Origin of the sequence: Janthinobacterium lividum, from assembly GCF_034424625.1 — a bacterium.
Taxonomy (GTDB): domain Bacteria; phylum Pseudomonadota; class Gammaproteobacteria; order Burkholderiales; family Burkholderiaceae_D; genus Janthinobacterium; species Janthinobacterium lividum.
Genome location: NZ_CP139976.1, coordinates 4,161,046 through 4,177,309 on the forward strand (window position 1 = coordinate 4,161,046; position 16,264 = coordinate 4,177,309).

Sequence of the window (16,264 nt, forward strand, 5' to 3'; positions counted from 1 at the left end):
AGAATGATGCTTCTTGCTGTAGTGGCACTGGTCGCGCTGGCCGGCGTCTTCTATGGCAGCCCGTATTTCACCATGAACAAGATACGCGCGGCCACGATGGACGAGGATACGCAGGCCCTGGCCGCGCATATCGACCTGCCCCAGCTGCGCGGCAGCCTGGGGCAGCAACTGCATGCCCTGTTCTCGGCGCCGGAAGTGGCCGACGACATCAGCCCCGACGTCATCGACCCTTTACTCGATACCATGCTGATGCCCGAGGGCATCGTCGCCTTGATGAAGCTCAATGACCGCTACGAACACCCGATCGCCAAGGTCAGCGATATCAGCGGCCGCAAGCGTACAACCAAACCCGACTACAAACTGCGCTACACCTCCTGGGACAGCGTCGTGGTGCAGCGCGCGCACAGCAAAAGCCATATCGGCGAGCTGACCCTGGCGCGCGACGGCCTGTGGCACTGGAAGCTGGTGTCGGTGGCCCTGCCGAAAAACTTGCTGGCCGACGCGTAAGGCACCAGGCCCGCGTAGCGGCAAACCAGCGGCGGTGCGACACTGCTATCATCGGGTTTTGATTTCCAACGGAGGCAACATGTCAGACTTGGTACAACACGCATTGATCCACGCGGGCAAACCGGCCACCACGCCGTGGGTGGTGACCCTGACCAGCGGTGAGAAACTCACCGGCCCCATTTCCCCGCTCAGTGACGGCTGCTACGCCATCGGCCTGGGACAAATCAAGTATTTCTCCAGCGACAAGGTCGCCTGCCTGAATGTATCGGGCGCCGGCGCGTTTCCCATCTGAAGACCTTGGCTATGGACCGCACGCGGGATAGTACGCAAGGCAACGCACACCTGGCGGCGCAGTTACAGGCGCTGGAAGCGGCGCTGCAAAGCCAGACGGTGCGGGCTGACAGCGCCAGGCTGGCAGCTCTGTTGGCCGACGAGTTCGTCGAATTCGGCAGCTCGGGCAATCTCTGGACGCGCGCGGCGACCTTGGCAGATCTGCCGGCAGAAGATTTTTGCCTGCGCAGCATCAGCGATTTCCAGGCCCGCTTGCTGGCCGAGGATGTTGCCTTCGTTACCTACCGCTCGCAGCGGCACGCCAGCAGCGCCCTGCCCGCCAGCGCCAGCTTGCGCAGTTCGCTGTGGAAGTGGCGCGATGGCCGCTGGCAAATGGCCTTTCACCAGGGCACGCCGATTCCCGGCTGATCCGCCTCCCCTCGGACGCTTTCCCACGCCCCATCCACTGGCGCGGGAACAAGCCGCACATGTCGAAATTTGTTTTTTGGCCTGTAAAATCTCATTGATTTACTGAATTTTTTATGCAAAAATGATTTTAATAAATAAAACAAATAAATTATTTAAATCGGTTTTCAAGTAACGCGATCCTCACACCACGAATCCGTGTTCTGGATAGAGAAGCACTGCGCAGGCCACGACCCGTTGCCAGGCAATCGCCTGCCCCCCGTCCCGCGCAAGCCCCTTTCTAATCATCAGCACGTATTTTTGGGAGAGACATCATGGATAAATTCACCGTACGCACCCAGCTCACTCTGGCTTTCGGCCTGCTGGTCTTTTTCCTCATCGGCATCTCGGTCTTGTCCGTGCGCAGTTTTTCCACCTTCAACACCGGCTTTGACCAGTATGTCAACGGCATCACGGCCCGCGCCAATACGGCGCACCGCGTGCGTGACGCGATCGACATGCGTGCCGTGGCGGCCAGGAACCTGGTACTCGTCACCAAGCCGGAAGACCTGGAAATCGAACGCAGACAGGTCTTGCAAGCGCACGCCGATGTCGTCAAGAACATGCAGCTGCTGCTGCAGCTGGCACAGCAGCCGGAGGTATCGGACGAGGTGCGCGCCATCATCAACAAGATCGACAGCATCGAAAAACGCTATGCTCCCGTGGCCCTAGGCATCGTGGACCTGGCGCTGCAAAAGAAAACCGAACAAGCCATCGTCAAGATGAACGAGGAATGCCGCCCGCTGCTGGCCGCCCTCGTCGCCGCCAGCAATGAATATTTCGCCCTGACGGACCAGCGCTCCGCCGTCATCCTGCAGGAAGACAACGAACGCTACATTCTCAACAGGAATATCCTGATCGGCGCCAGCTTGCTCTCCATCGTGCTGGCGGCCCTGGCGGGTTGGCTCATCACGCGTCACCTGCTCAAGGCGCTGGGCGCCGAACCGAAACAGCTGTGCGACGCCGTCAGCCTGCTTGCCGCCGGCGACCTGACAGGAAAACTCAGCGTCGCTCCGAACGATAGCGTCAGCGTGCTGTCGGCGCTGCAGCGCATGCAGGTGTCGCTGACTTCGGTAGTCTCGTCCGTGCGCCAGGATTCCGATACGGTAGCCCTTGCCGCCGCGGAAATTTCCACTGGCAATAGCGACCTGTCGCTGCGCACGGAACAGCAAGCCAGTTCACTGGAAGAAACCGCTTCCTCGATGGAAGAACTCACCAGCACCGTGCGCAAGAATGCAGAAAATGCCCGCGAAGCCAATGTGCTGGCCACGACCGCATCGGACGTCGCCAGCAAGGGCGGCGCCGTGGTGGGGCAAGTGATGGGCACCATGGACCTGATCAGCGAATCGTCGCGCAAGATTGTCGACATCATCAGCGTCATTGACGGCATCGCCTTCCAGACCAATATCCTGGCCCTGAATGCCGCCGTGGAAGCGGCGCGTGCCGGCGAACAGGGCCGCGGCTTCGCCGTCGTGGCCACCGAAGTGCGGGGCCTGGCCCAGCGCAGCGCCAGCGCGGCCAAGGAAATCAAGACGCTGATCGACGATTCCGTGAGCCGCGTCGATGCGGGCGCCAGGCTGGCGGCGCAAGCGGGTACGACGATGTCCGAGGTGGTCGCCAGTGTCGCCCGCGTCAGCAACATCATCGCTGACATCACGATGGCCAGCCAGGAACAGTCCAACGGCATCGAGCAGATCAATCAGGCGGTGGCCCAGATGGATAACGTCACGCAACAAAACGCGTCGCTGGTGGAAGAAGCGGCGGCGGCGGCCGAATCCCTGCGCGACCAGGCCAGCCACCTGGTGCAGACGGTGAGCATCTTCAAGACGCACGAAGGCCATGTGGCGGCGCCCACGCCAGCACCGGCGCGCGCCAGCCGCAAGCCGCTGCGCCTGGTCCCGGCCCCGGCCGGCAGCACCATCAAGCGCCAGGCAGCGCCGGCAAAACATCGTGCGGCGCAAGCGGAAACCGTGACGGCCGGCGATTGGGAAGAGTTTTAAGCGTTAAACAGATAGGGGCATGCCGCCACGCATGCCCCCGTGACGCGCGCAGGAGATAGCCGCCACCGGCACCGTCCCCTGTCGCGCAGCAACAACACGCCCTTGCCGAAAAAATCCGCGGCAGTTGTTGTATTTCCACTGTCCGGACATGGGCAGCACGGCAAAAGCCATCCCTCTTTTTGCGCTCCCGCAGGAAACCCCATCCCCATGCCAGGCCACTTTTGCGCTCGCGCAAGCCTGGCGGCACTCCACTATGCACCCGCCAGATATTGACGACAAATACGATTTTATTCGTGTATTCAGTCGAAACGGATATGAATAGCCATCGCTGGAAAATGGCATGAATACCAAAACTTTCCGTGCTAGCATGATTTTTCGTCCAGCTGGCCAGCGCCAGCTTGCAGCGCCCCAACAACCTTCACCGACAGGAGCCGTTTCATGATGACACCGCATGCCAGCACACGCGCCAGCACAATACGCCACACCCTGATTGCCCTAGCTATCACTGCCGCCTTCCCCCTGCAGGCGATGGCGCAGGCACAGGACAGCATCCCGGCGCCAGCCGCCGACGCGCCTGCGGCTCCGGCGGCACAGGCCGGCCCTGGCCAGCTGGAAACGGTGATCGTGACGGCGCAGCGGCGCGCGGAAAACATCAAGGACGTGCCCATGTCCATCGCCACCCTGAAAGGCGACAAGCTCGACACCCTGACAGCCGGCGGCGCCGACATCCGCTTCCTCAACAGCCGATCGCCCAGCGTGTCCGTCGAATCGGATTACGGCCGCACCTTTCCCCGCTTCTACATTCGCGGCCTGGGCAATACCGACTTCGACCTGAATGCCTCGCAGCCCGTGGGCCTGGTGATGGATGACGTGGTGCAGGAAAACGCCATGCTGAAAGGTTTTCCCGTGTTTGACGTCGACCAGGTCGAAGTGTTGCGCGGCCCGCAAGGCACCTTGTTCGGCCGCAACTCGCCGGCCGGCGTGATCAAGTTCGATTCCGCCAAGCCCGTCTTCAAGACCGAGGGCTACCTGAGCGGCGGCTTCGGCAAAGATGGCATGAAGAACCTGGAAGGCGCCTTCAACGTGCCGGTCAGCGACACGGTGGCCCTGCGCTTTTCCGGCCAGACGCAGCGCCGCGACGATCGCGTGCACAACCCGCGCCCGACCGGCACGCGCGACTTCGAAGGCTATGAAGACAGCGCAGGCCGCCTGCAGGTACTGGTCAAGCCCACGCGCGACTTCAGCGCCCTGTTCAACGTGCACGCGCGCAACCTCGACGGCACGGCCACGCTGTTCCGCGCCAATATCCTCAAGCAAGGCACCAATGACCTGGTCGACGGCTTTGATTACGATAACTACCCGACCGACGGCATCAACCGCCAGCACCTGAAAACCAAGGGCGGCAGCATGCGCCTGAAATGGGACTTGCCCGGCGTCACCCTGCATTCGATCACCGGCTACGAAAAACTCGATTTCTTCAGCCGCGCCGACGTCGACGGCGGCTATGGCGCCGTGTATGCCCCGCCGATGGGCCCGGGCTTCATCCCCTTCGTCGTGGAAACGGCCGACGTGATCCCCAACCACAAGCAGATTTCGCAGGAATTCCGCGCCGAATCGTCTGCCCGCGGCCCGCTGCAATGGATAGCCGGCTTGTTCTACTTCAAGGAAGATATCCAGATCGACAGCATCAGCTTTGACAGCCTGGCGCCCGGCAATCCGCAAAACAGTGCCTACGCCACGCAAAACCAGAGTTCGAAGTCGTACGCGGCCTTCGGCTCGCTCAACTACACGGTCTCGGACGCCCTGAAACTGCGCGCCGGCCTGCGCTACACGACCGACAAGAAGGATTTCTCCGCCAAGCGGGTGGAAGCGACCACGGCCGGCCCCTTCAACCTGAACGACACCTCGCACAACATCAGCTGGGACGTGAGCGGCACCTATGTGCTGACGCCGGAAACCAATGCCTACGCGCGCATCGCCACCGGCTACCGCGCGCCGTCAATGCAGGGACGCCTGAACGGCCTGGCCGACCGCCCCTCGTTTGCCGGCGCCGAGAAAGCGCTGTCCGTCGAGGCCGGCATCAAGCAGGACCTGTTCGACAAGCGCGCGCGCCTGAGCGTGGCCGTGTTCCAGTATCGTGTAAAAGACAAGCAGCTGACGGCCGGCAGTGGCGCCGTCAACATGAACCAGCTGATCAATGCCGACAAGGCCACGGGCAGTGGCGTGGAACTCGATTTCCAGGCGAACCTCAGCGACTCGCTCAGCATGACCCTGGGCGGCAGCTATAACCACACCGAAATCCAGGACAAGAAGCTGTTCGTGCAAAGCTGCGGCAACGCGCAAAACAACCCGGCCAGCGGCTGTACCGTCACCGACCCGCTGGGCCCGTTCAAAGGCACGGCCTACATCGACGGCAACCCGCTGCCGCGCGCGCCGGAATGGCAAACCAACTTCACCCTGAAATACAGCATTCCCCTCGCCAATGGCGAGTTCTACGCCTACACGGACTGGGCCTACCGCACCAGCTACAATTTCTTCCTGTATGAAGCGAAGGAATACAAGGCCAAGGAACTGCTCGAAGGCGGCTTGCGCGTCGGCTACAAATGGGATCGCTATGAACTGTCCGCGTACGGGCGCAACATCACCAACCAGATCCAGTCGCTGGGCGCCATCGATTTCGACAACCTGACGGGTATCATCAACGAACCACGCACATATGGGGTGCAGTTCAAGGCGACGTTCTGATTTTTATTGCTGGCGGCAACGCCAAAGCATGTCGGTGGGAGCAGCCGTCCGGTGAAAACCGGGCGGTTTTTTTATGCGCTCTCGCGTGCGCCTGCATTTACGCGCATGCGTCCGTAGAAAGCCTGTGCGCATGAGATGAACCACAGGCGCTCTCCTCGATGGCCTGTACAAGCGGGCTGCCATCTGGTCTCTGCATATAAAGAAAAGCGGCCAAGGGCTTAGCTTGGCCGCTCTATGTGGCTGAGGGCTAGAGGGTCAAAAAGGTCTGGACCGGTGATGGGCTGTTCAACAAACCGGTCACAGCTTTTTGGTACAAGGCTTCGAATTGCTCCAAAACGGTGGGATTGTAAATTTCTTCACTCTCTCTGACGCTTTCAAGCCATGCGATGTCTTTTTCTGTAATACCCACGTTTCTCATCCATTGCAAGGAATTTAATTTTGTAGGTTGAGCAGTTACGGTCATCTAGATCTCCTGAAAAGGTAACGGACAAGACTGTCCCCCATGAATACGCTATCAACATCCGCATGGGAGACAGCCCTGTCCAAATCTAGAATTCTTGAATATACAACAGGTATTGCCGGCAAAAAAATCTTGCGGTCAATTTTATTTCATGCTCGCCTTAGAAAATACGTTCGTAGCAAGCAATCTTCAATTCTTTCAGCCACAGACAATCAGATAGCATCCAAGGATAACTAACCATTGCACCAGGTTTCCGTCACGATAAGAATGAAATTTTTTCCGCGTAGGCGATTAAATAAACTGATCACTTGAATATGCCAGTAGCAAGCTCAAGGAATTGATTTGATGTCGAAATAATATGATCAATGCCGTTTGACGGCATTCGGATAATAACATAAAGTGACATAAAACGTTTCTCAAAAGAAATTCTCTGTGCAAATATTATTCATTATGCCCTTCGTCTTGCGCCGAGACTGGAATGTGTACACAATATCCTTGTGCCTGCCACAGTGAGTATTCTGCCAACTGTTCAATTTATATCCAATACCAACATGACTTCTCCTGAATTTGCTGATGACTCCTTGGAAATATCCGTATCTGTGCTTGTCAACACCTCAATCACGGAAGATGGTTTTGTCTTGAAAAATGTTGACAGGATTGAACGCATTCGAACCCGGATGGATAGCCGCATGACCGTGAGCCTGTACTCCTGGCAGGCAAGCCGTGAAATCAGGCGTGACTTTAATTTATTAAGCTGCAAAATATTTACCCGCGGCCAGGATAAGCGCTTTCTGGCGCAGGTACGGGAACTGCTGCTTGAGATGGTCACTGAAGGAGAGTTTCTGAAAGCAGATGCCTTGCCATTTTTTGATGGCGCCCTTCCCGAGCCAATGCACTTCCCATTACGTATCGTTTGCCCTGAAGCAGGCTTGTTATTACGTGCGTTCCAGGATGCCGACAAGCCAATCGCTTATCTAAACCTGGCTGCCAGTTCAGGCAAGCTTGACAGAATAGCGGCCAATGACATGGCCTTTCCTTTCCTGGCGGCTTATCGTAACTTGAAAATGTTCTTGCTAGGCATTAATACCTCAAAGGAGACTGCCCAGGCCTTGGGCGAGCAGGCGGGTATCTCCTAAAGGATCGGCACATGGCGACAACGGCCGCATGCATGGCACACCGTGTGTGTACTGTAATTACGCCACATTGTTGATTTTACTAGTGAATAATGCGCTCTCCGACATTTCCAGGTTCCGAATATTGCGCTGACAAACTAACCTCGCCAATATCTTATACGGCCGCGGTCCAGATGTGTAAACCGCTTTCCTGGATAAAAGCCAACTCCTCCGCCCGCCAAATATAGCCCAAAGCGGGCGATCGCTTCGGGACTGACTCCCTGTATCCGCAAGTCGAGTGCCTGCGCTCTGGTATGCAGGCTATTGCGTACTCCTCCTTCCGAGGCATTGGTGCGAGGGTCCCGGTAGCCGGACGTGATAATTAATGGCCGGTCCACACCGAAACTACGAATCCATCCGTAGACGCCCCGCGCAATATCCAGCGTGACCAAATCAAACTGCACAGCTCTGTTGACGTGGATGTCCCGCAACAGCTGGCATATTGCGATATACCCTTCAGGCACAATTTTTCCGTCTGCCCAATACACAGCGCGCACCTCTTCCCCGGAATCCGGACGCCGCAGCCACAATTCCCGCGGCAGGTCCCAAAAGCCAGCCTGCTGGGCTAATGCCGGCGTTGCTATCGATGCAACGGCGCCGGCTGCGGCAAGCAGCAATCTGCGCCGGCCAGGCTGCACGATGCAATCGATCCCGTCCGGGGGTGGAAGGATTATCGTATCCGGCATTTTTGCAGCGCTTCCGCGGCGGCTTTACCTTCAGCCATTTTACGGCTTGCTCCGACGCCGGAGGTGGTAATGCCGAGTTTCTGGATTGTGCAGGTGACCTCAATTCTTTGCTCAACGGAGTCCTTCGACTCGCGCAAAATAGCGTATTTTGGAAGTGCGATCCCATTTCCCTGCAGGTGTTCCTGCAGCGCGGTTTTAGGATCCTTGTCTAGATTGATCGCACCGCTGACAAGCAGCGCCTGCAGGTGGTGCCGGATCACTTTTCTTGTCGCATTAAAACCCTGGTCTATATAAGCGGCGCCAATGAGCGCCTCTACCGCGTCAGCAAGCATCGACGGGCCAGTTTGCGTGCGGCTGTCGCTATGTTCCACACGAAGATAGGTGGCCACGTCAATGCGCTTGGCGATCTGCGCCAGGCTGTCCTGACGCACCAGGGCAGCCCGGATGCGCGACATATTTCCTTCAGTCATACGGGGAAATTGTTCGAATAGCCAAAGTGCGGTTTCGCAATTAAGCAAAGCGTCGCCGATAAACTCCAGGCGTTCATTGTTCATGGGGCCGCAACTGCGGTGACTCAGCGCCTGCTGAAGTAAATCCTGATTCACGAATACATGACCAAATCTGTTTTGAAGCTCGACCACATCACCCCCTAAGTATTGCTTCAGGATAACAATGATCAATTCCAGGCCACAGCAGAAAAGGCGTGCAATTCCGTTAAGAATCGTCTTTAAATCCTCGTGCATTTCCGTACGTTCAGCCAGACGGCGCTTGATACAGTGTGTGCCTTAACTGCCTCCAGGCGGCATGCCCGATGCCGCAATCTCATGTCAAGCCACCGTCAAGCATTCGAAATTTCTCCAGTATCTTCATTTACCGGTGGTGCGCAGATCCCCTTCGAACTTCAGCCGATTGTGAGCATTGCTGAAAATCGCATCGTCGCGTACGAACTTCTCTTTCGCGGGGACCGCAAAATGCCATGGGTCGACGTGGACAGAGCCGTCCTGCTGCATCTTTCAAGCCAGTGTTTTACTTCCATCGACATCTATGTCAACCTGACAAATGAAACCCTGCTGGAGGTATCCTCCGAGGTTTTTTCCCGGGCCACGCAATTGAATTCAGTCGTCTTCGAAGTGAGCGAAACCCTCGGTAGCGCCACTGATTTTGGCCTCGTGGCTGACAAGGTGAATTTACTGGCACAACGTGGTGTGCGCTTTTCGGTGGATGATTTCGGTAGCGGACAAGATGGTTTATTACGCCTGTACTCATTGGATCGAGTCGAATCGGTAAAAATCGACGGTGCATTCCTGGCGCGGAGCATCCGGCGGCCGGATGCAGCCCGGGTGCTGTGCGCGTTGATCGCGCAATGGAAGCAGAATGGCATTGCCATCATCGCCGAATGCGTGGAAACGGCTGAACTGCTGGCGTTTGCGACCTTGATCGGGGTTGAACGGGTGCAAGGATGGCATGTCGATACGATGCATCCCCCGATCCAGCTGCCAAGCCTGTGGCCACCATCGTGGACATAGATAGCGTTCTGAATGCTCGCTGAAGCAAGGCGCAACAAACGATATTACCGCACGCGTGCCCCTGGGTTGAACAACTTCAATTGCCCCCCTCCTGCGCATGCCGCCGCACGGTCTTTGCAGACCAGTGAGCAAGCACAGGCAAGTGCAATACAAAACCTCCTCGCTTGCTCACTGTCCCCGAATCCAGCCGCGAGCGCTCCACTCTTCTATACGCCTGCGGACTTTGGCGGCATAGAGATCGCGCTTAGCCGGTGTTTCGCTGTGATAGGCGCCAACGGCCGTGTAGTTGTTCCCATGCTTGCTCATTTTCTTCTTCAGCAGCCAGGCAGCCACGTAAATTGACTTGCACGCATCAAACATGTCGGTCGCGCCGATGCCGTACTTGGCAAGCTCAGGCAGGTGAACGCTATTGATGCCTGTCATGCCGCGGTCGACCGATCCATTGTTGTTCGACACAATCGTTCTCGGCCTGAAATCGGATTCGACCGACGCAATGCCACGCAGTATCCAAGGATTGACCTGGTGAAAAAGAGCCGCGTCATCAAAACAGTCCGCTCTTGCAGCTTGAATGGAGCCGGCCAACAGCACGGCAAATGCTAACTTTTTGAGCATTCCAGTTAATTCCAAAAAAATTAAATCTTTCACAGAAAAACACACGGGCAGTGAATAAAGATGGCCAGCCTAACTCAACGCCATCAAAATCGTCAGAAAAATAGGCCGTTCTCGATGGATCTCGTACCGGCCATGAAATTCTTTTCAGGCCAGGCCTGCCAATCAGAATGCTTTCCATGTATCTCACCAATCCGAAAGGGCCTGGAGGCTTCCACGGCACATCAATTCTATGGCCACTGGCTGCTCCTTTTTCTGGCATAAGCCCCTTATTTATGGATTGAATCAAATTAGTGCAATTCCACCTTGGCAAAATAAAGAAAATGCGTTAAAGTTTCACTGTCGCAACTGCGGCACGGCAACACCACCCTTGCATACTCCAATCTCCCATATTTCATCAATATTCAATTATTGATGAGGCATCCTCAAGTCTCTCCTATTTCTCACAGCCGCACCGCGGCAAGGAAATAGCACATCTCCCTCCACACACTTCATCCATTTACTCTTTTCACCTTCAGCAATCCGCTTTTCAAAAACTGTTTCTGACGTCATCGCATCTTTCATGGAAGCCTTAAAAACTCCATAAAAGAACTTCGCATGACTTAATTTTCCGCCACGACCTTAACTTTCTGCACAAAAACTTGTTTCGACATTTTTCAACAGTTGCATCCACAGCAATTCAATAAACCTTCAAACCAATAGGAAACAAAATGAAATCAATTAAAACTAGCGTGTACGTGACGGCCCTTGCAACTCTGTTGGTTGCGTGCGGTGGCGGTGGTAGCGACAGTGGTAATAACACCGGCATCGGTGTAACGCCACCTGTAATTCCACCAGTATCGCCTCCAATAACGCCACCTGTAACTCCACCTATTCTTCCACCTGTCAATCCTCCCATAAAACCTCCTGTCCTGGAATCAACAATTCAAAAAGAAGTGCTTGCCGCTACCTATGCTGCCAATACGGAGCAAAGAAATGCCTATAATTATCTGAACGCGCAGCGTCTGGCGTGCGGATTTGGACAACTGCAGCAGGATGCAAAGCTTGATGTTGTTGCACAAGGTCACGCAAGCTATTTGTCGGCAAATCATTTGATGAGCCACTACCAAGACAAAATAGCCTATCCAAATGGTTTTACTGGTAAAACACTTGCTGATCGTTTTGCTGCAGCAAGTTATGCCGCAGTCTCTGGCGCGGAAGTGCTGACAGCACCATATGCAGAAACTTATTACCAGTCTTATGGATTTTCCTATGGTCAATCCGCAGTAATGGATCTGCTTGCAAGTCCGTATCATGGCAATGGCATGCTGCAAGGTGAGCGTGATGTAGGCGTCGGCTATGGCGTTACGGATACATATTGGAGACGCGTTGTCATCAATATGGGATCCACGTCAGAACGTCCACGTCAACAACTTGCAGCTGATCAGGTAGTGACATTTCCATGTGCTGGCACAAGTGGAATTCTTTCGAAGACATATACCAACGAAATTCCATCACCGATCGCTGGCCGTGATTTGCTGGACAATCCAATTGGCCATCCAATCTATGTCAAAGTACGCGATGGGAATTCCTTGGTGTTGAGCGGGTACGTTTTAAGAAAAGATGGAACCAATACTGACATTCCACTGCAATTACTCAACAAGGAGAATGATGCGAACGGACTTATTACGGATTCATCGGTTGCAATTCTGATGCCTTTAGTTCCTCTTGAGCGAAATTCATTATATGCATTCACCTCAACAGGAAAAAATTCCGGAGCTTCAATATCAATTTCACTAACCTTCACAACAGGAAATTACTAAAACACAATCGCCAAATGAAATAACATAAAATAGATTTTCAATTAGGCATTAAATTTCACCCAAAGCATTTGCTTTGGGTGTTTTTCTTTATAAATTTATGTTTTAAAACACGAATAAGTATAAATGGTGAAATTAACCCAGCTATTACCCTCACCAGAAGAATTATTCGACAACCAATTTGACACCTCCCCAACAATATAACCGGGCGGGCATTCGTCGTAAACATTCTTCCCGACAACATATTTCACTCGATATCCCTGACAAGTGGAAGTAACGGCAAATTTTGCATTGACTGAGTTTGCGTTATAAGTACCCGTGGCAATGCCGCACATGGCGCCCTGACGGTCGCCCCCGGATGTGCCTGCAGCGCCAGTAGCACCGGTTGCGCCAGTAGCGCCAGTAGCACCTGCCGGGCCAGGAATCGCGGGAGGAATAAAATTCTCCACGCGTAGACTGATCCCAGTTAATTTATCTTGGCCAGTGGAATCTACCGCTTGAGCGTAGGCTGCCAACGATGAAAGCAACAATGCAGACATCAAGGAAAAATTAATAATTTTTTTCAATTTCATACTCCTTTTATAATCATAAGTAATAACAATAAGTCTGTGCGATCATAATTCCCTTAACCGGATTACCTTCGCCATCCTGGACATAAACATTCCAAGGCCCGGATCCCGTAGCAAAGTGGTTGATATAACCAATTTGCTCTTCGCTGCGCGGCACCAGATAAATTTTTGGAACGCCATTGGCCAAACAGCTTGGCGCAGGAACGAATGCCCCCTGAGTGGTGGTAGAGACCGTAACCATCGTCGCCGCTTGAAAAGCGAATTTGCCCATGCGCCCCACCAGATCAACCCACACGCCTCCCTGGCAAATCAATGACGAGCCACCAGAGGTTTGGGAGATGGCGGTTTCCGGGCTACATGCAGACCCGACGATTGACGTTCTTGTGAAGTTTCTTAGCGGTACGAACACGCCGGACTGGCACACCAGCGTTTCTTGATTGCCGCTGTTGACGGCTATCCCCCCCTCCACGGAACAAGGTGCACCGGAGCTGCTCGTGACGAGCGCTGGATTCCGCCAGCTTCCGCCTCGGCAAACCAGGATACCGGCAGCGGCATTCGATGACTGGGTATTGGCAATGTCATTTTCTTTGGCGCAGCCGCCCCCTGGAAAGGCCTGCGTTGCGGCATTCAGCAGTGCGCCAGAGACGCGTCCCGAGTTGCCATCCAGTGTCGCACTCGGGCTTCCCCCATTGTCTGTCACGCCGATACTGGCCGTATTGGGATCGAGGTAGGCCCGCACCAGGCAGTTGGTTGCGCGGGAGACGATCTCGCCGTTCTTGTACAGCGCTGCCCTGAGGCAGGCCTCGATATCCGAGGCACTGATCGACTCGCTTGAAGAAACTTCCTTGCCAAACGCCCCTTTTCCGGCCACGCTGAGGTCTCCGCGCAAGCTCGGATCACGGTTATCGTTGATGCGGACAAACTGGCTCAGGCCCGAAGCCCCATAGCCGAAACGCGCCACGACAACACCGGCCGGATTGCCGGCGACAGGATTTGGCGTTGATCCGGCGCCGCCCAGATACATCACTCGGGATGGGTCGGGCAAGATGGAAAACCCGGCGTTCACCCCGACTTTCTCGGCCATTGCGGATATGGCAGGCCCATCCGCTTCGTTCGTTCCGGCGCTCTGGATCGGCTTATCGATATAGACCCGGCCGCTAACATCGCACTGCTCGCCAGCGCCAGTTTCCCAGCACCGGTCAGGTGTCCGCTCAACTTCGAACCGGAACTTGCCGGGCGCCTGTCCGTTGCTGAAAAAGGATACGGCCGAGAAGCCGCTTTGCAGGTAACCCAGCTGGATCAGGTTGCTAATAGTCGGCCGCATGGTTTGACCTTCGGCATTACCCGCACTGAGCGTGTATCCGTTTTTTGTGACCGCCGCGCCTCGCTGAAGCGCGAGATAATTTTCCTGCGCGTATGTCTCGCCTGCGGTGCGCGCAATAGCCAATGCGCCCCCCTGCGCGGAAGCGAAATTCAGCTTGCGTGCCAGCGCGGATGCCTGCATCGCGCCAAGCGCCACGACTGCGGATACGAGCAACGCAAGCGTTACTTCGATCATGGCGAAACCAGCCTGCGATTCTCGTTGATGGGGATTGGTTTGTGTCATATGAAAAACATTTGATACTGGAGCAGGCGTTCGTCAGATAGCCTGCGCTCCAGCGGTTTAGGTGCCGGAACGGCCAATTGCCCAGGTGATGGTGACATCGGTAGCCGATTCGCATGCGGTCGCCAAAGTTGCGGCGTTCAACGTGGCATCGGCGGCTTTGGCGGTCGAGCTGCCCACGGTAATCCGACGCGCGAGCGATTGTGTCGCGCTGACAATGTCGTAGCATTGAGCGGACGGCACCTTCGTGAAGGCCAGGTTCGCCACGTCATTATCGACAGTGATGGTAGCTGGCGCCACGGTCACCGTCCCGCCCCACATATTCGATGCGGTATCGGCTGTGCCGTCACGAAAGTTGCGCGGGATCGCGCCGGACTTGACGGCGATCGCGGTCGTCAGGGAGCCATACTCATTGTTCATGCCAAAGTTCTTGCGAAGGTCGCCCGCGATGATGGTAATCGCGCTGGCAACAGCGTTATTCTCTTCCTTGCGTGACGTATCGCGATAGTTCAGAAAAGCCTTGCCGACGATGACGGCAACCACGATTAATGCGATCACCAATGTGAGCATAAAGTCGCCCGCCTGCTGGCGATGCTTGTAGAGGGAAGTCTTGACGAGATTGTTTTCATGTTCGAACTGCATAGATACCTTTCAGTTTTGGTTTTGAGTTGCAAGAGTGTTGCCTGGTTGCTTAGATGCTTTCTTCTCCATCTCCCTTTGTATTTGGCGGATCGGATCCATTTCCTGCTCCATGGAGTTGCTTATGTTCATCAGTCCGAGGTATAGGAACATGACCAGCCCGACAACGATTGCGATGTAAGTGAAGTTCAGGACCGCAGCATTTTTCGTAACCTGCTCCCTCGCCTCTGTATTACCTTTCGTGCCGACTTCAATAATGACGTCACTAAAACTTGGCGTATTTCGTATGGAGCTGCCGAGTCTGGCCAGCAGTTTTTGGGAAACAAGACCTTTGGAAAAAGCCTCGACATACTCGGTCGGCCTGGCGTTCAAATGATTCAAAATGCGCCGTATGTGCAGCCGCAGCCAGGGCGATGCATCTTTATGGATCGCTTCAAGCGACTCCTTCAAGTTGCGTCCGGTTCCTAACCAGACAGCCAAGGCGGAGAAAACCAGTCCAGCCTGGAAGTCCCGATACATCGACAACGGTATTAACCAGGGTGCGACTGGCGTCAGCCACATCGCCAGGGTAGGATTGCATTTTTCCATTTTCAGCCGCAGCGGGCCGCGCCATGTGGGAAGGCGGGACAGAAAGAACAATACAAGGACCAGCGTGATCAGACAGATTGAAAGCCCGTGGTTATTGATGACGTTTGCAGTGATGCGAACAGCATTGTTAAATGGGGTCCAAACCTCTTGCGGAGCGGTCTTCTCGATAGCGGGAATCGCTTTGGAACTGATCATGTAGCCCAGGGCTGCGGCACCCGGCAGTATCAGCATCGGCTTCACCGCTGCCATGGCGATGGCTTTCTTGGCCTCCATTTGATCGTCGATCGCATTTGCCAGAACCCTCAGGGTTGTTGGCTGGTCCTTCGAACGGTCAACTGCACTAAGCATCAGCCTATCCTCTGTCGGCATGATTTCCCCAATGGTCGCCCTGATCGAGTGGTTGCTGCCGGACGTGAGCAAGCGCAGTACATGCCGCATGGCATATGCCTTGGAACGGGAGCGTGTTATGGGATTTCTGGCGAGTTTCAACTCCGCTTCCACGAAGTCGCGCAGCGGCTCGGTCTTTTCCACGGATTTTGCCAACTCACGGTAGAAGTCACTTCGTCCGACACGAAAGTCAAAGAGTTGGAATGTATTTTTGATTGTTTTTAAACGTCGCAGCATAT

The 16,264-nt window shown here is 55.1% G+C and carries 16 protein-coding genes; 8 read left to right on the forward strand and 8 right to left on the reverse strand.

Annotation, left to right across the window (positions count from 1 at the left end; translation table 11 throughout):
• The first annotated feature begins 6 nt into the window (after nucleotides 1-6).
• The 5 genes from U0004_RS18820 (at nucleotide 7) to U0004_RS18840 (ending at nucleotide 5,987) form a co-directional block, all read left to right on the forward strand.
• Nucleotides 7-507 carry a DUF2939 domain-containing protein gene (locus tag U0004_RS18820; RefSeq protein WP_167468676.1) on the forward strand — a complete coding sequence of 167 codons (501 nt, stop codon included), beginning with the start codon at nucleotides 7-9 and terminating at the stop codon, nucleotides 505-507.
• Between the two features lie 79 nt (nucleotides 508-586).
• Nucleotides 587-799 carry a hypothetical protein gene (locus U0004_RS18825; protein WP_139144188.1) on the forward strand — a complete coding sequence of 71 codons (213 nt, stop codon included), beginning with the start codon at nucleotides 587-589 and terminating at the stop codon, nucleotides 797-799.
• An 11-nt stretch (nucleotides 800-810) separates the two neighbouring features.
• Nucleotides 811-1,206, forward strand: a complete 396-nt coding sequence (locus U0004_RS18830; protein ID WP_070257624.1) for a nuclear transport factor 2 family protein — start codon at nucleotides 811-813, stop codon at nucleotides 1,204-1,206.
• A 311-nt stretch (nucleotides 1,207-1,517) separates the two neighbouring features.
• Nucleotides 1,518-3,242, forward strand: coding sequence for a methyl-accepting chemotaxis protein (locus U0004_RS18835; protein WP_070257625.1), 1,725 nt, complete (start codon nucleotides 1,518-1,520; stop codon nucleotides 3,240-3,242).
• A gap of 441 nt (nucleotides 3,243-3,683) precedes the next feature.
• A complete protein-coding gene (locus U0004_RS18840; protein ID WP_034778992.1) occupies nucleotides 3,684-5,987 on the forward strand; it encodes a TonB-dependent receptor in 2,304 nt (767 codons plus the stop codon).
• Nucleotides 5,988-6,234: 247 nt separating this feature from the next.
• Here the strand turns inward: U0004_RS18840 and U0004_RS18845 are convergent, their stop codons facing one another.
• Nucleotides 6,235-6,450, reverse strand: a complete 216-nt coding sequence (locus U0004_RS18845; RefSeq protein ID WP_139144189.1) for a hypothetical protein — start codon at nucleotides 6,448-6,450, stop codon at nucleotides 6,235-6,237.
• 548 nt (nucleotides 6,451-6,998) lie between these two features.
• Between U0004_RS18845 and U0004_RS18850 the strand changes: the two genes are divergently transcribed.
• On the forward strand, nucleotides 6,999-7,583 hold the full coding sequence (locus U0004_RS18850) for a hypothetical protein (RefSeq protein ID WP_139144190.1): 585 nt from the start codon (nucleotides 6,999-7,001) through the stop codon (nucleotides 7,581-7,583).
• Between the two features lie 134 nt (nucleotides 7,584-7,717).
• Here U0004_RS18850 and U0004_RS18855 read toward each other — a convergent pair whose 3' ends face one another.
• Nucleotides 7,718-8,305, reverse strand: coding sequence for a YcbK family protein (locus U0004_RS18855; protein ID WP_081345708.1), 588 nt, complete (start codon nucleotides 8,303-8,305; stop codon nucleotides 7,718-7,720).
• Nucleotides 8,290-9,048 carry a ribonuclease III gene (gene rnc, locus U0004_RS18860; RefSeq protein WP_081345709.1) on the reverse strand — a complete coding sequence of 253 codons (759 nt, stop codon included), beginning with the start codon at nucleotides 9,046-9,048 and terminating at the stop codon, nucleotides 8,290-8,292. Before rnc ends, U0004_RS18855 begins: the two co-directional genes overlap by 16 nt.
• An 81-nt stretch (nucleotides 9,049-9,129) precedes the next feature.
• Here rnc and U0004_RS18865 point away from each other — a divergent pair, with 81 nt between their 5' ends.
• Nucleotides 9,130-9,831, forward strand: a complete 702-nt coding sequence (locus tag U0004_RS18865; protein ID WP_070257627.1) for an EAL domain-containing protein — start codon at nucleotides 9,130-9,132, stop codon at nucleotides 9,829-9,831.
• Nucleotides 9,832-9,999: 168 nt separating this feature from the next.
• Here the strand turns inward: U0004_RS18865 and U0004_RS18870 are convergent, their stop codons facing one another.
• Nucleotides 10,000-10,476: a lytic transglycosylase domain-containing protein gene (locus tag U0004_RS18870; RefSeq protein ID WP_231958086.1), complete on the reverse strand. Its 477-nt coding sequence runs from the start codon at nucleotides 10,474-10,476 to the stop codon at nucleotides 10,000-10,002.
• A 674-nt stretch (nucleotides 10,477-11,150) separates the two neighbouring features.
• Between U0004_RS18870 and U0004_RS18875 the strand changes: the two genes are divergently transcribed.
• Nucleotides 11,151-12,242 (forward strand): CAP domain-containing protein, encoded by a 1,092-nt coding sequence (locus U0004_RS18875; protein ID WP_167468677.1) that lies wholly within the window; start codon nucleotides 11,151-11,153, stop codon nucleotides 12,240-12,242.
• 95 nt (nucleotides 12,243-12,337) lie between these two features.
• On the opposite strand, the gene U0004_RS18880 is transcribed toward U0004_RS18875, so the two are convergent.
• From U0004_RS18880 to U0004_RS18895, 4 genes are read right to left on the reverse strand one after another with little or no spacing between them, the layout of a single operon-like run.
• Entirely contained in the window at nucleotides 12,338-12,811 is a 474-nt protein-coding gene (locus U0004_RS18880; RefSeq protein WP_139144192.1) for a hypothetical protein, read from the reverse strand.
• 13 nt (nucleotides 12,812-12,824) lie between these two features.
• Nucleotides 12,825-14,414 carry a type IV pilus modification PilV family protein gene (locus U0004_RS18885; RefSeq protein WP_139144193.1) on the reverse strand — a complete coding sequence of 530 codons (1,590 nt, stop codon included), beginning with the start codon at nucleotides 14,412-14,414 and terminating at the stop codon, nucleotides 12,825-12,827.
• Between the two features lie 57 nt (nucleotides 14,415-14,471).
• Nucleotides 14,472-15,053 carry a type 4 pilus major pilin gene (locus U0004_RS18890; RefSeq protein WP_070257630.1) on the reverse strand — a complete coding sequence of 194 codons (582 nt, stop codon included), beginning with the start codon at nucleotides 15,051-15,053 and terminating at the stop codon, nucleotides 14,472-14,474.
• Between the two features lie 9 nt (nucleotides 15,054-15,062).
• A complete protein-coding gene (locus tag U0004_RS18895; RefSeq protein ID WP_070257631.1) occupies nucleotides 15,063-16,262 on the reverse strand; it encodes a hypothetical protein in 1,200 nt (399 codons plus the stop codon).
• Nucleotides 16,263-16,264: the final 2 nt, after the last annotated feature.